14 protein-coding genes and 1 pseudogene are annotated in these 15,127 nt (G+C 46.3%); 9 read left to right on the forward strand and 6 right to left on the reverse strand.

The genetic code is table 11. The annotated features are described in order from the left end of the window. Nucleotides 1–15: 15 nt before the first annotated feature. The gene (locus AAW31_RS09290; protein WP_046850036.1) at nucleotides 16–318 is read right to left on the reverse strand and encodes a hypothetical protein; all 303 of its coding nucleotides are present in this window, start codon (nucleotides 316–318) and stop codon (nucleotides 16–18) included. A 556-nt stretch (nucleotides 319–874) separates the two neighbouring features. Between AAW31_RS09290 and AAW31_RS09295 the strand changes: the two genes are divergently transcribed. The 3 genes from AAW31_RS09295 (at nucleotide 875) to AAW31_RS18915 (ending at nucleotide 3,981) form a co-directional block, all read left to right on the forward strand. After that, a complete protein-coding gene (locus tag AAW31_RS09295; protein WP_144412902.1) occupies nucleotides 875–1,114 on the forward strand; it encodes a hypothetical protein in 240 nt (79 codons plus the stop codon). 213 nt (nucleotides 1,115–1,327) lie between these two features. Continuing rightward, a complete protein-coding gene (locus AAW31_RS09300) occupies nucleotides 1,328–2,215 on the forward strand; it encodes a DUF6929 family protein (RefSeq protein WP_046850038.1) in 888 nt (295 codons plus the stop codon). Nucleotides 2,216–2,793: 578 nt separating this feature from the next. Then, nucleotides 2,794–3,981: a patatin-like phospholipase family protein gene (locus AAW31_RS18915; RefSeq protein ID WP_052752161.1), complete on the forward strand. Its 1,188-nt coding sequence runs from the start codon at nucleotides 2,794–2,796 to the stop codon at nucleotides 3,979–3,981. A gap of 104 nt (nucleotides 3,982–4,085) precedes the next feature. On the opposite strand, the gene AAW31_RS09315 is transcribed toward AAW31_RS18915, so the two are convergent. After that, nucleotides 4,086–4,808, reverse strand: coding sequence for a DUF3313 family protein (locus AAW31_RS09315; protein ID WP_158441463.1), 723 nt, complete (start codon nucleotides 4,806–4,808; stop codon nucleotides 4,086–4,088). Between the two features lie 763 nt (nucleotides 4,809–5,571). On the opposite strand from AAW31_RS09315, the pseudogene AAW31_RS09320 reads away from it, so the two are divergent. The 6 genes and pseudogenes from AAW31_RS09320 (at nucleotide 5,572) to AAW31_RS09335 (ending at nucleotide 11,102) form a co-directional block, all read left to right on the forward strand. Beyond that, nucleotides 5,572–6,902: pseudogene (locus AAW31_RS09320) on the forward strand (IS110 family RNA-guided transposase). 310 nt (nucleotides 6,903–7,212) lie between these two features. Then, a complete protein-coding gene (locus tag AAW31_RS21965; RefSeq protein WP_200899577.1) occupies nucleotides 7,213–7,491 on the forward strand; it encodes a hypothetical protein in 279 nt (92 codons plus the stop codon). A 57-nt stretch (nucleotides 7,492–7,548) separates the two neighbouring features. Then, on the forward strand, nucleotides 7,549–7,767 hold the full coding sequence (locus AAW31_RS21970) for a hypothetical protein (RefSeq protein WP_200899578.1): 219 nt from the start codon (nucleotides 7,549–7,551) through the stop codon (nucleotides 7,765–7,767). Between the two features lie 54 nt (nucleotides 7,768–7,821). After that, nucleotides 7,822–8,364, forward strand: coding sequence for a patatin-like phospholipase domain-containing protein (locus AAW31_RS21975; RefSeq protein WP_200899579.1), 543 nt, complete (start codon nucleotides 7,822–7,824; stop codon nucleotides 8,362–8,364). 422 nt (nucleotides 8,365–8,786) lie between these two features. Further along, the gene (locus AAW31_RS09330; RefSeq protein ID WP_046850041.1) at nucleotides 8,787–9,821 is read left to right on the forward strand and encodes a ketopantoate reductase family protein; all 1,035 of its coding nucleotides are present in this window, start codon (nucleotides 8,787–8,789) and stop codon (nucleotides 9,819–9,821) included. Nucleotides 9,822–10,022: 201 nt separating this feature from the next. Beyond that, nucleotides 10,023–11,102 carry an AI-2E family transporter gene (locus AAW31_RS09335; protein ID WP_052752162.1) on the forward strand — a complete coding sequence of 360 codons (1,080 nt, stop codon included), beginning with the start codon at nucleotides 10,023–10,025 and terminating at the stop codon, nucleotides 11,100–11,102. 40 nt (nucleotides 11,103–11,142) lie between these two features. Here AAW31_RS09335 and AAW31_RS09340 read toward each other — a convergent pair whose 3' ends face one another. From AAW31_RS09340 to AAW31_RS09360, 4 genes are all read right to left on the reverse strand, one after another. After that, on the reverse strand, nucleotides 11,143–11,826 hold the full coding sequence (locus AAW31_RS09340; RefSeq protein ID WP_046850042.1) for a hypothetical protein: 684 nt from the start codon (nucleotides 11,824–11,826) through the stop codon (nucleotides 11,143–11,145). Between the two features lie 90 nt (nucleotides 11,827–11,916). Continuing rightward, nucleotides 11,917–13,472 (reverse strand): IS3 family transposase gene (locus AAW31_RS09345; protein ID WP_144412869.1). Its coding sequence is split into 2 segments (ribosomal slippage): nucleotides 11,917–13,013 and nucleotides 13,013–13,472, totalling 1,557 coding nucleotides; the frame shifts between segments, so codons are not numbered across the junction. Nucleotides 13,473–13,686: 214 nt separating this feature from the next. Further along, nucleotides 13,687–13,953, reverse strand: a complete 267-nt coding sequence (locus tag AAW31_RS09355) for a hypothetical protein (RefSeq protein WP_046850043.1) — start codon at nucleotides 13,951–13,953, stop codon at nucleotides 13,687–13,689. 262 nt (nucleotides 13,954–14,215) lie between these two features. Further along, the gene (locus AAW31_RS09360) at nucleotides 14,216–15,085 is read right to left on the reverse strand and encodes a glycerophosphodiester phosphodiesterase (protein ID WP_046851653.1); all 870 of its coding nucleotides are present in this window, start codon (nucleotides 15,083–15,085) and stop codon (nucleotides 14,216–14,218) included. Nucleotides 15,086–15,127 lie beyond the last annotated feature (42 nt).

Raw genomic sequence — 15,127 nt, forward strand, 5'->3', positions numbered from 1 at the left:
AAAGGCTGCTAAGTATTAACTGCTAACAAATGTTTCTTGGGTGACGGGATCATCAACAGAAAAAGTGATACCGACCAGGCGTATATCATGATCAAGCGTACCTAAGTATGAACCAACACTTCCATCATCCCAGAAGATCTTAAAGTCAGCGATGGATCCAAATCCAGTTCCAGTCACAGATCCATTCAATTGTCCCACAAGTTCTTCATCATCAGTAACAACGGTTCCAGTAAGCTGATCACCATTTAATGTAGAGTGAATGATCAGTACATCTTCATTACTCTGAAAAATCTGCCAGTTAGTAAAATCGGTTGACATAATTTTTACTCCTAATATGTGCTAGCTCAGGCCAAACTGTACAATTGCTGATATGACTGAGTATCTGTGTCAGATAAGATTTAGTCCAGGTTTTTACTATTCAGAATCACTTTCACACAAAACAAAATATCTAGAGAAACTCTCTTATTGCATACCTTGCGCTCACGAGTTCTTCCACATTATGGATGCTAAGGACTAGCAAATAGAAGGTCAATCATGCGTTTGCATACTTTTTATCCCTTCAGCTTTTTTATCGCCTAACAAGTTAAGTATGATTCAGAATGTACAGGATTGGAAGAGCATCTCGACGGTTCGGTTTTGTTATTTACGTAATGCTTTGACCTGTGTCCATTTGTGTTCGATGAAATAATGAGAATACTCATTGAATCATTTCTAACTGGTTTGTCAATAGCGAGTATAAAGCAGATACACTCGGAAAGATAGATGCCTTGCGTTGGTGTGCAGGAGTTAACAAGCAGTGTATTGGCTAAAATAAAGCTATGCTATTCAAGGAAGTATCCACAATCGGACCCTGAGCCGTACCGTGCGGATGCAAATGGGCCCACTCCCTGTGGTTGGAGTGAGAGGGGCGCAAACTGCCCCGTCATGCATGCATAGTCGGCTGTTGCGGAGCGGTCGCAGGGCGGGCATGGAGGCAGTCATCCCGCACTTTCCCGATGGCCCCTGGAGGGACAATAGTGTGGAGACTATTCCGCTTAAGCCCAACGCGGCTCCGCTTGAGCTCTCGTACTCATCAACAGTGAGCATCGGTCGTGTAATCGCTCAGCATGGTTAATGCACGTATGCGATCGGCGCATCTTGTTATTTCGTCGTGTAGCAGGGAGACCTATTTTCCCACCGCATCAGTCAGTTTGACAACCAAAACGTCTGCTGATATGTTCGGCCCTTATGAAAAGGGGCATTTATTGTCCCTATCGCGCCGGGCAGGAACGATTACCGGAGTTATGCTTCTTCTCTATATGAGCAATTATATCAGGGCTAATCTACCATGCATGCTTCCATTCGCAATCGTATTATTCTGCAGGGTTTGCAATCTGCATCGGGTGTCGAGCGCATCGGCAATTATTATTATATTGTCTCAGACGACTCACCCGATTTGTATCGCCTTGACTTGTGCTGGAACGTCGTTGGGACAGCCCGCCTATTTCCTTCAGATATTCGCTCAGGAGATCGGATTCCCAAAGCCATCAAACCGGATTTGGAAGCCATGTGCTTGGTTGAATGGCATGGTAAACAGGAATTGCTCTGTTTTGGTTCCGGCAGCAAAACGCCCACACGCGACATCTGCTATCGCGTGGATGTAACCGACCCAGCGTCGCCGCAAAACATGCGCCCCATTTCTCTCACTGCGTTATATGATATTCTTCGCGCTGACCCCACCATTCTCGGCACACAAAAACTAAACCTGGAAGGTGCTACTACCACGCGTGATGCCGTTTTGCTTTTTCAGCGTGGCAATATCTCCGGCATCAATGCGCTCATGCAATATCCATTGGCGACTTTCATGAATTACCTTGACGGATCAATCTCGCTTGCACCTATTCCACAGGTCTCCACCTTTACTCTCCCCAAAATCAGTAACCGTTATGCGGGCTTTTCTGCCGCGCTGACGTGGAACGATTCGATTTTGTTTGCTGCCTCGGTCGAAGATACGGATAATGGGATTGACGATGGCGTAACCCTCGGAAGTTTTATCGGAATGTTGCAGGGAAAGGAAATTCTCTGGGTTGTTCCCGTCGAGTCGAACGGCTCGATCGCACCCGTAAAAATCGAGGGGATTGCGATTTTGCAAGTGCAAGAGAACTTGCTTGAAATTGCCTGTGTGATTGATAATGATATGGACGCCTCTGAAATACTTCGCATCGAAATCAAATAATGTATCCCCTAACCTGTATCTTTTGCTTTCTAATTCAAGAGGAGGAAACACTGTGTGGCGCAAAACAGGTTAAACGATGGCCTGACGCGGTTAGCCAGCACTACGCAGTTGGGGGAACGGGTAGGGGGCAAACTGACCCTCAGGCGCGCATAGTCGGCCGCTGCGGGACGCTTGCGGGGCGGGCATGGGGTAATTAATCTCGTGTGTTTCCGGTGCCTCTTGGAGGGGCGATAACGTGGGAATTACTTCGCCTAAGCCTAACGCGACTTCGCTTACTAAGCCTGGAGCATTAAACAAAAGAGGAATTTCTGAAACGCTTTACAGCGCAACCGAGAAACGCATCGAAGAAAGATTAAATTGGATAAACACTGACAATCTGCATAATTGAGATGACTTGCTTCATGCCAAAATCAGCACACCAATTTTTTCAATAAATCCTCAAATAATCTGCCTAATTAATATTAGACTGCCAATAAGTCAAAGAGTAGACTTGTGTCATCAGTTCGCATAGATCTGTAGAGCAGTGCGAGGATAAATTCATTTAGAGATGTTGTTACCAGGCTAGCAGGAGGGAGCGCATGAGACTCAGAAAGTTCATTATTCTCGACGGTATTATGGTAGCGCTGCTCCTGGCTGGATGTGCATCACCTCCGGAACGAGTGCTATCACAAAAAGCTCCGGCATATGCCGCGTTGCCGAATGCACATGCTCCGCTGAATCCAGACCAGGTTTCGCCCCTCTACGCTACGCTTACGTCGGGCAGCAGCGAGGCTGTTATACGTAACCGAGAGCGTAAACGTGGGCATGCCCTCAATGTGCTGTCCCTCTCAGGCGGCGGCCAAAATGGTGCCTTCGGTGCCGGCTTCCTGGCTGGTTGGCGCGAAAGTGGTCAACGGCCCGAGTTCGATGTCGTCGCAGGTGTGAGCACCGGCGCTTTACTGGCGACCCACGCTCTGCTCGGCACCCCGGCCGATGACGTGCATCTCGAAGAGATGTACACGCAAGTCACCAAGAAAGACATTTATCGGGACAGAAGTATCTTCAGCTTAGCGTTCGGCGCTGATTCGCTGTCAGACACCTCACCGCTTCGAGCGCTCATCGCCAAACACATCACTGCGGAGACCTTGGCACGCGTGGCTGCCGCTTACGACGACAACCGGCTCCTGTTTGTGGGCACGACCAACGTCGATTACGGCCAAACCTGGATCTGGGATATGACGCTAATCGCGAAGGACGGAAACCTCAAGCTTTATCGTGAGGTATTGCTCGCCTCTGCATCATTCCCTATCGTCTTTCCGCCGGTGGAAATCGATGGTCATCTGTTCATCGATGGGGCCGCCCGTTCGAATGTTGTTATCCCAGGGATGGGGTTGACAGAGCGACCCAAGCCTCCGCTGTATGGGCCAGGTAATGTGTATCTGATTTCTAATGGCAGGCTTAAGAATCCTCCCAAGGCCTTGCGCAGAGCCATCGGCGATGTGGCAGCCACGACGGTTAGCGTGATGATGGACCAGTCTATGCAAACGGCTTTGACGCGATCCTATGTCGGGACTCAGCTCTTAGGTTACAACTTCAAAATAGTTGAGATCCCAGATAGCGTAAACGTTGGAAAGGATCCACTCGCCTTTGACCCGGAACAGATGCGTGCGGCATTTGATGCGGGTCGTGCGCTCGGGAAGCAGGCCGATCCCTGGTCGACCGTTCCACCCAACCTTGGCGATATTCCCACTTGGGCATTGGAGGCGATAAAGGAGCGCCGTTATTGAGACGAAATTTCCAATGTGGTGATTTTGTTGGTTGATCGCGTGTCAGCGGGTATTGTACATTCCCGCATCCTATGCAGGGTTAAGACATGCTGCCGATATCTTAGTTAGAATGGACGCAGCGTGAATGCTGTCGGGTCAGTCACTACTTCGTCCGGTTTTCGGTTAGCGACCTCGACGAACTGTTTGGCCCAGCGATCCATAATGCCTTTTGTTGGACCATACCAGGTCAGGCGCGTCAGATCAAGCGGGCCTACATCCTGCATATCGCGATCGGCGAAAGTAGCGACTATTTCGTCAGTTTGTAGATCACGCAAGCGGGCTTCGAATGCTGCCCGCCGCTTGTTGATTGCGCCTGCCGCAGTGCCGCCACCAAGCGTCAGCCATCCGGCTGCGTGCAACACCGGCGTCGAGGGATTAATCTCGATCAGCGCCAGTTCCAGGCGGAGTGCCGGTTGTTGACGCTGATCAATACTTTCAATGACTTTAAAACGGTGGTTGGGATCTTCCTTGAAAGCTTTTACTACTTGGTCATGGAAATATACCGCCAACTCTTCGATATCTTTTTTCACATCATTGAACCAGCTAGCGCTGCTGGCTTTATGCAGCCAATCCATTTCAAACATGTACTGAGTATTGACAGGCGCGACGATCAATTCCTGATAGCGGCTTTTGTCAAAATCAGGTTTGATCCATACTTTCTGAAAAGGTAAATCAGTTGGCTGCTGCTGCAGTTCAGGATGTTCAATAAAAGCAGTATCGGGAGCAGGTTCGACAACTCTTGATTTGGCTTGATTGGAATCTGACTGAATTGCAGTACATCCCGTCATAAATATTCCTAAAAAATATAAAATCATTATTGGTGCTGTAAGAACTGAGGCTGCTATTTGTTTATGGATATTCATAATATGCTTTCTCCAAGAGAATAAAAATATATTTATTCGTTCAACAATCAGGGCTTCAATATATAAAGCAAATATAACTACATAGAATTTATGCAATGGGGCGCAGGAAAATCAGATCAATATAATCAAAATCATTTCTGCAACCCGCTTTATTGTTACATAAATAAAGCGATCTTAGGGCATAGCTTTTCTTATTTTTGAGGAATAAAAAAAGAATTTAAGTACTGATGTCACGCAGCCTTTAACTTTTGCAACTCAGCATAAGCCTGTTGGGTTGCCTTAATATATAGCTTCGCCCGCAGAGCAAAATGAAATGCTTATCTTATAAAATCACCATACTCAAGGAATATTCAACCTTAGATGTTTTAGCCCCGCAATATAATGGTGTACTAGCGACATGTTTTTTTACGCATGTTCATGATTTTTTCTTTTTAGCGTAGTAATCCGCTAGAGGCGGCAAGGCGCGCAGAAGAAACAAGCGGCGTCAGAGCTTGAGGAGTAAAGTTGGAATGTCGCGCTGGAGAAGACCGACACATCACTGGTGCTAATCCGCCCGTTTTTTAGCGTGGTCATGGGTCACGTCGGCGACATTGGTGAGTCCGTGGCAACGGACATCCCGTTTGAAAGAGTGAGTACAACGACGTACCTGAACCAGCGCGACATTCCAATAGAGATAATGGAGGATGTCATGGCAAAGTTCAAGCGAAGTAAATTGGAGTTAATCCATCCGAATGCAGCGGGGATTGATATTGGCTCTGCGAGCCATTTTGTGGCGGTACCGCCGGATCGAGATAACAAGCCGGTAAGGGAATTCAAGAGTTTCACCGCAGACCTGAATGGTTTAGCGGACTGGTTAGAGGCTGTGAAATTGACACTGTGGCAATGGAATCGACGGGGGTATACTGGATTCCACTGTATGAACTTTTGGAGTCGCGCGGGCTGACTGTGTATCTAGTAAATGCGCGGCACGTTAGAAATGTTTCTGGCCGGAAGTCGGATGTACTGGACTGCCAATGGTTACAGCAACTGATGAGCTTTGGGTTGTTGTCTGGCGCATTCCGTCCGAAAGATGAGATATGTGCACTACGAGCCATATCTCGTCAACGCGATATGCTGATCCGTTATCAGGCGCGACATGTGCAACATATGCAAAAGGCTCTGGCGCAAATGAACATACAATTGGCGAACGTGATTTCGGATATTGTGGGCGAAACCGGTCAAAAGATCGTTCGTGCCATCATTACTGGTGAGAGAGATGGGCACATCCTGGCGAATCTCAAGAGCAATCGCATCCGGGCTGGCAAAGACGAGATTGAGAAATCGTTAGTCGGGAATTGGCGGGAAGAACACCTGTTTGCACTCAAGCAAGCGATGTCACTCTATGACGCCTACAGCGAACGACTCACCGAATGTGACCGGCAGCTTGAAACCATGCTGGCGGCACTTCAGGTGCACAAGGTAGAGATCTGCCAGAAGAAGCGCCGCTCCAATGTCAAGAACGCTCCCAAATTTGATTTGCGTGCCCATCTGATTGGCATGTGTGGGGTTGATTTGACGCGAATTGACGGCATCGAAGTGACGACTGCGATGAAAGTCCTGAGTGAAGTGGGCGCTGACATGAGCAGGTTCAAGAGTGCGAAGCAGTTTGCCTCGTGGCTTGGGTTGTGTCCTGGAACAAAGATATCGGGCGGAAAAGTGCTATCGGGGGCAAGCAAGCGCACAGCGAACCGTGCGGCTCAGGCACTGCGCATGGCGGCAGTTTCATTGAAATCCAGCCAGTCTGCACTGGGTGCCTATTACAGAAGATTATGTGGCAGACTCGACAAGGCAAAGGCAATCACAGCGACAGCACACAAACTGGCGCGCTTGATCTACACGATGCTAACGAAAGGAACCGAGTACGTCGATAAAGGGCAGGAGTACTATGAGGAGCGATATCGTCAACGCGTGTTGCATCATCTGACTGTTCGCGCTCGGAAGCTGGGGTTTAATCTTACCCCTGTTCCTGAGGCTACTTAATATTTGCTGTAAAACCATTGTGTTACATTTGTTTCTTGAAAGTTGACTACACTGAGAGAGTATGATGCCTATATCATTAATTTATCTGATCAAGCAAACTCATCAATGTCTCAGTTCTGCTATCTACGCCATATATCTGCCAATTTAATGGAACCAAACGTAACATCATAGGATTTCCGAAGATAAAACTATAATGGCAATATATATGATATGAAGATAGGAGCATGGATATGATAAAGTATATTCAATATTTGCACTTATTTCGGTACTTACCGGTATAACCTTCATACTTTCAGGTTGTTCCGCACCTATGCGGCAACCTGCCGTTCCCCAGGTATGGTCTGAGAAAGCAGAAGTGGTCGGCTTGCCTGGAGTCCGTTACGTAGTACGAGTACGTTGCACAGTGCGCTCTGAAATGCCTGAGTTCACTCAAGATGCCATCGAAAGTTTTAACCGGGAACAAGCTTGCCTTGCCACAAAAGGCCAGGGTGCTAATCTGCCTTCTCCCAATCTGCCTCCTATCAATTTCTTGGCCATTTCAGGTGGGGGCGACAATGGTGCGTTCGCTGCTGGACTACTGTATGGCTAGACAGCGGCCGGTAACCGGCCGGAGTTCAAAGGGGTCACTGGCATTAGCACGGGTGCGATGATCGCATCCCTTGCGTTTTTAGGACCAAAATATGATTATATCCTGAGGGAGGTTTACACTAAAAGCGCACCCAAGGACATATTCGATAAACGCTATCCTTTCTCAGTAATATTCGATGATGCGCTAGCCGACAGTGCGCCGCTCCACCAGCTTTTAATAAAGGACATTACTCCAGATATGCTGAAAGAAATTGCTCAGGAGCATGAGCGAGGGTGATTGCTGCTGATAGCGACTACCAATCTGGATTCTCATCAATCAGTTATATGGAATATGGGAAAGATCGCTGCCAGCGACCACCCTGGGGCTTTAGAACTATTTCATAAAATTCTACTTGCCTCGACGGCCATACCGGGTGCTTTTCCTCCAGTGATGATTGACGTCGAAGCAAATGGTAATCGGTACCAGGAAATGCACGTAGATGGCGGTGCTACAGCACAAATATTTCTCTATCCCCCAGTACTTAAAGTGGCTGACATCAGCAAACAGAGAGGCATTATCCGCCAGCGGCGGCTTTACATGATACGAAATGCCCGTCTGGATCCTGGCTGGGCGGAAGTCGAACGGCGCGCTTTGTCGATTGCTGCCCGCGCTATTACTTCATTGATTCAAAATCAAGGTATTGGTGATTTATACGAGATCTATAGCCAGACTCAGCGAGATGGCATTGATTTTAATCTTGCTATTATTCCAAAAGATTTCAATACTTCTCATCTAGAAGAGTTCGATACTGAGTACATGCGTCAGCTATTTCAAAGTGGCTACGATTTGGCTATTAAGAACTACCAGTGGAAAAAGTTATCTCCTGGACTATGAGCAAAAAATTTTTTTAACCAAGAGAGTCGAATATTTTTAGTTGCAGAGAAAAGGCTTACCTAAACCATAGGATTACGTCAAACTCTTTGATAGGCCGCATAGCTTAAATTAAAGATCTTTTGATCACTGTCAATATGATCAGCTCCTATGTATTTGCACGTATTCAATTGGTTGGCATATTGCATTAGTCTTAAAAAGTTTTATTTAATTTGAAATTGGTTAGGGGAATTAAAAAATTACTTAATTGAGTGGTTATAAAAAAACTAACGACTTAGGTAAAATAAATTTAGCTGCGATGAGTTTGAGAACTGCTATCATTTATCTGTTTATAAGCATTGAATTTTAGTTTGAATTATTTTCCGTATCTTGGGTGTTATTTACTTTGAATATTAATTTCCGCATCTATATTTATAATAGAGTTAATGAATTTACTTAATAAACCCATTCACATCTTAGGGGCTGGAGGAATTGGTGCCGCGGTTGGCTGGGCCTTGGCACGAGCGGGTTATACTGTAGTATTGATTGACAGCCATCCTAACAAAATAAGCGAAGGTAAAAAGAATGGTGTAACGGTAGTTGGAATAGGAACACAAGCTGTACCTTTCATGGCTTTTGATGAGTGGATTGCGCCAAATGAAGGTTTTATTTTGCTCTGCACCAAAACCTATAATAATCCAGAAATACTCACACGTCTGCCGGAAGATGCTTTTCTGGTACCGATTCAGAATGGCTTTGATGCGGCTCTAGAGCGACGCCATCATGCCTGCGAAGGAATTGCTTCTTTTGTGTCCGAATGTCTGCGCGGTCGTGCTGAAACTCGAATTACAAGGCCGGGTACCCTCCACATTGGAGCACGCCGATCTGTCACTGCTTGGGAATGGGATGAAATCGCATCATTGGCTAAAGCACTGGCAAAAACTAAATTATTTCCTGTTGAATTGGTTAAAGATATTCAACCATATAAAGCGACCAAGCTTATGTACAATGCCGCTATTTCTCCCCTTGCGGCTGTAGCTGGCCTCGATAATGGCGCATTATTAACTGATCTGTTAGCTAAAAAGCTCTTTTTTGGTATGCTGTACGAAAATTATGCCATTCTCAAGCATGCGCACATTAAACTTGCTCGCATTGGGCCATTTCATCCTGATACCGTTTCCTACATTCTACGCATGACCGCTTTAAGTAAATTGATGGCCATATTTTTCCGACCATCACTACGCGGTACCTATTGTTCAATGGCTCCAGATATTTCCGTCGATTACTGCCGTACGGAAATAGAGGCCTATAACGGTTATCTGATCCAGCTAGCGGGAAATTTTCCTTGTCCATTAAACCGTGCTGTCTTAGCCCTCTTTGAGCGGATAGCCTCTGAAAATTTGAAGCCCCACCGAAAATATTTACAGTATCTGGTAGATAGTTTACCAGAAGGTGTTCTATTGGATTCAAGCCGCCGGTGATGCAGACTTTCTGGAGTTTCCATCTGTGGTGAACACGTTACTTGATGCAGGTAATCCGTTTGTTTCATGGAACAGCCTGGTATCGGCATCGATCCTCTACCGATGAATAGCGCAAGCGAGTGCACGCAGATGATCTTGAAGAACACTGGTTGAAACTGGCATATTGGGTACAAACTTGGAATACCCCAGAAGGAACGCATAATGACACCAAACTTCATACCACCCCCCCACGATGATTTGTCCAGTAAAGTAGCGGAAACAGCCATACGCCTGGGAGTGCTGGCGATTGTGCTGATATGGTGTTTTCAAATATTGCAGCCGTTTATTATTCCACTGGTGTGGGGAATCATCATTGCGGTAGCGATTCATCCCCTTTATCTCATGCTGCTCAATCTATTTGGCGACCGGCGCATAATTGCAGCAATATTGCTTATCACTGTATTGCTGACGCTGTTAATGGTGCCTACTGTCATGTTGACAAATCTGCTGGTGCATAACGTGGTAACGCTGGCGGAGCAATTTCTGCATGGGCAGTTCATTATTCCACCAACACCGGAAGCTGTCAGAAATTGGCCTCTTATTGGTGAATCCATCGCGAAAATATGGGATCTTGCCTCAACGAATTTGATCGAAGCCTTGAAGCTGATGCAACCCCAACTCAGAGCAGCCGGTGTCTGGTTGATCAATGCTGCTGCTAGCGCAGGTATGGGAATCATCATATTCATTGCTGCGTTCGTGATCGCGGGTATCTTATTGGTTTATTCCGAGAGCAGTTATCAGCTCGCTCATAGCATATCCAGGCGATTGGTGGGTGAGCGCGGCGATGACTTCGCCAATCTGGCCGAAGCTACAATTCGCAGTGTTGCTCGCGGGGTATTGGGCATTGCTGTTATTCAAGCATTGTTGGCAGGTCTCGGTTTTATCTTTGCCAGTGTGCCTGCTGCTGGAATATGGGCGTTATTGTGCCTGATCTTGGCCGTAGTACAGATCGGGGTAGGGATCATTGTTGTTCCAGCTATCATCTACGTTTTTGCAACCGGTGATACGCTTACCGCAGTGATATTTCTAATTTGGAACGTCATGATTATGCTACTGGATAATGTTTTAAAACCGTTGGTGCTGGGACGAGGTGTCAGTGTTCCTATAGCAGTGATCTTTTTGGGGGCTATCGGCGGCTTGCTGATGTCTGGTATAGTCGGATTATTCGTCGGTGCTATCGTCCTTGCGTTGGGTTATAAGTTGTTTCAGGTCTGGTTGAACATGGGATCATTATCCCGCTAGACCTGCACAGCAAAGCAGCTTAGAATCATCTTGCAGGCCGTTATGACTGAGCCGGTGGGGCAGCCGTATCCGGTTTGTTTCTTAGGTTTGTTAGCAAAATATACGTGCTGACCAGCAGCACCCATAATGGAAATGCCAATGGTGTCCAGTAAAAATATCCAGTGCTCAGTAACAGCAGCAGCGCCATTGCATAGCCGAGAAGCGCAATCCACTGCGGAAAAATTTTGGTGCGGACTGCGACTGTACAGATTGAGATCATAAACACCCCCGCCATTTTCACGGCATAGACATTGACGATCTGATATACCACGGTGCGTCCAAATGTGTAAATGCCCGATTCAACGAATTTGCCCGGTGCTATGTTATAGCTGATCAGGATGCCTGCTGCAACTGCTCCAGAAGCAAATAGCATGGCTAGAAACAGCAGGCCGCTGCCGAGGAATACAGTCGCGAAAAAGCGGTCTTCATAAATTCCAATTCGATCCCGCAGCACGCCGATGAACCATAAAAAGGCAATGCCCGCGAATGGTAGCAGATACAATGCCAGATTGACGGCCTTCCAGCCACCTGCCAGCCATGCTCCAGCATCATACGGATCTGCTGGCACCGAAACTCGAAAGAGAACGAGGCTAGTAATATACAACATGGAAAACAAAATACCAGCAACGGCGGCTGCGCGTGGGGTCTTTAAACGATTATCAGTGAGGGTTTTTTCTTTCTCCATGATTTAACTCTAGGAAGCATATTGCAACAGCTGACCTTCGCAGGTGGAAGGTCGGTAGGTGTCAACATACTTTTCGCCTGAATACATTATTTAAGCAACCTTTTCCATCGTGGTTTTTGGTTGCGTATTACCGGGATTAAGCCTGACTGTTGATTCGTGTGACCAGTTTCGGGTTTCGCCTGACCAACGTTCCGGATGCTTCTTTTTCGCTTCCTCATAGAGACGTTTTCGCTGTTCAAGAAGAGTCACATCATCACCATGATGGCGCTGTGTTGGTGTCACATATTTTATGCCGCCATGGCGATGACAGTGGTTATACCAGTCAACAAAATGCAGCACCCATTGGCGTGCCTCGTCAAGACTTTCAAAAGGTTTGGATGGATAAGCAGGTGTATATTTCAAAGTTTTGAATAATGCCTCTGAATACGGATTATCGTTACTCACCGAAGGGCGGCTGAATGATGGAACAACACCCAGCTTCTGCATTGTTACCAGCATGGTGGCCCCTTTCATCGGGCTGCCATTATCTGAATGTAATACCACCTTCTGGTGGATGGGTAATACTTCAGTCAACCGGGTTTTTCGCAAAACATCAGCAGCTCGTTCCGATGATTCATTCTCATAGACTTCCCAGCCTACAATTTTACGACTATAGATATCCATGAACAGATACAGGTAAAAGAATACGCCTTTGAGCGTACTGGCCAGATAGGTAATATCCCATGACCACACCTGATTGGGTCCATCTGCCATATAGGTTGTCGGTTTCTTTGTCGTGCCTGGATTGGCCGTACGGCCTCGGCGATGCAATTGGCCAGCATTACGTAAAATGCGGTAGAAACTGCTTTCTGACGCCAGATAAATAGCTTTGTCTGCTAGGGCAGGGACAATCTGTTTAGGTGTCTGGCTGCAGAATTCTTTACTGTTACAAACGTCGAGGATATGCTTTCTTTCCTGCTCACTGAGTTTATTGGCAGGCGTTTTCTCGACTATCTGCCGACGATCTTCCAGGCCAATGTGATGCCAGTATTGCAGCGTGCGGCTGCTGATGCCGATCACCTCACAGGCCAATCGTTGCCGTACACCTTGATTCACTGCTTCTGTTATTAATTGTATGGCCATCTGACGATCCTGCGCGCAGATCAATCTTCCTCGCTCACCCCCCAGATGGCTTCGCACTTTTTTGACAGCACCAGCAGCGCGGCTGTTTCTGCCAGTGCTTTTTCTTTGCGTCTGAGTTCAGCTTCCAGACGCTTTATCTGCTTCCGCTCTTCCTGACGATAGCGATTCTTTTCTTTCTCAGCCTGGGCATGGCGTTGATACCCTGACAGTGCTGCCGTTTTCCATTGATCAATCTGTTCTGAGTACAAGCCTTTACTGCGGCAATATTCACTCAGTTGTGCGCTATTCAAACCAGCTGTTTCTATTACAACCGCCAGCTTATCTTCTGCTGTCCAGTCATCTGCTTTACTGTTATCTCCCGGCACTGCGATCCCCCTATTCCTGTATTCTTTTCTCCATTTATACAGCGTAACATCAGATACGCCTGTTTCTTTACACAATTGGGGAACAGATACCGCATTGGGTGGCATCATCTTCTTGATGACTGATTCCTTAAATTCTTTTGAATAACTCTTTTGCTTCATGTCCTCTCACTTCGCCCTTCAAGTTTTTAGGTTTCAACTGCGGTGAAAGGTATCCTGACACATAGGGAGGTCAGAATAGGTTTTAGCGAGTAAAATTTTTCAGAATTGCACTTTTTCTCCAACCAATGCCTCAAATCTGAGGATTGAATATTATAGTTAGTAAGCCAAACTTCGCTTTGCCTTCATGGATTAACTGACTAAGTATTCTTTGCTGTTAATATTTGATTTCCCGTCCTTTCTCACGCGCATCCTGCTTGGTTTCTCGCTTTTCCTGCCGACATTCTGGTCGAGTCTTCTCATCTCCCGCGCGGCATTCCGCCTTGGTTTCTCTTGCTCCCTGACGTCCCTCCTGTCTTATTTCTCTTGCTTCCCGACGTTGCTCGCCTTGTTCGGTTGCGTAACTTATTGTCGGTGCTATCAATAATGCTGATGCAATTGACAAACTCAATGCAACAAGCTGAAAACCAGTTTTTCGATTCATGTTCTTGCTCCTTGATATGAGATAAATTTCACGCTAGCTGTCCAGATAAACTATAGTCCTCGCTATATTGGAATCCGCAAATAGTTTTCAGCAAACTTCCACATATAAATATCTATTCGATCTGTTCATCAAGCATAAAAAAATAAATACCTTTTTGTTAAGCTTTGACACTTTCAAAGGCTATCGAAAAATCGTGGTTAAAAAAATACGTGCAAACACGTATGTGATAAGTTTGGAGGCATTATGGGTTATATTGACCCTTTCATCGTTTAAGAAAGTCAAGAAGTTCTTTGGGATTGTCCGTGATAATGCCATCCACACCTTTATCAATCATTGATTGCCAATGTTCTTTCGTATTGGGCGTCCACGGGATCACGTGGCCTCCCATTTTATGGATCTCTGCCACATCTTGAGCCGTCAGCCATTCATAATTGGGTGAAAGAATTTGTGCCTGATAAGCTTTCATTAACTTTACCAAAGCGCCTGGTTCTGTGGGCCTATCTTCAATTAAAATAGAAAGGGGTAGCTTGGGTTCTAATTGGCGTGCGACTTTTAACGTGCGTAAGTCAAAGGATTGTAAAATCACCCGATTCATGAAGTTGTGTTTTTCTACAACTGCCAACACAAGCTTTACAAATTCCTCGGGTGAAGGGGAATATTCAGGGTGAGCTTCTTCAATTTTTATTTCAATATTGAAATACACTTTTTTCGCGGTGTGAAGCTTTGATTGCTCAACCATTTGAAATACCTCTTCGAGGGTTGGAATAGGGGTTTTTGGTTGAGCGACTTGCTGAGGAAAGCTGGGGTTGACCAGGGAACCGCAGTCATAAGCTTTTAACTCCTTCAGTGTCAGTGAGCGAATGAGAATTTGGGTGGTAAATTTCTTTCCTTGAGGATCCAGGCAAATATCCGGGTTTAATGCCGGATCATGATGAACGACGACTTGTTTATCTTTAGTGATGAGAGTGTCTAATTCCAAGGTGTTGACGCCCACTTGCAGCGCATACTCAAAGGCTGGGAGAGTATTTTCTGGGCGCATCCAGCGAGCGCCTCGATGTCCTTGCACTTCAAGTGCATAGGCAGACTCAAGAAATGAAATTAAAAAAGCACCCATCAATAACCCTCTTTTCATCTGAGTGTCCATCATTAATAAGATCTGCGAAAGCTCCTGCTG

The sequence above is a fragment of the Nitrosomonas communis genome, assembly GCF_001007935.1.
GTDB lineage: Bacteria > Pseudomonadota > Gammaproteobacteria > Burkholderiales > Nitrosomonadaceae > Nitrosomonas > Nitrosomonas communis.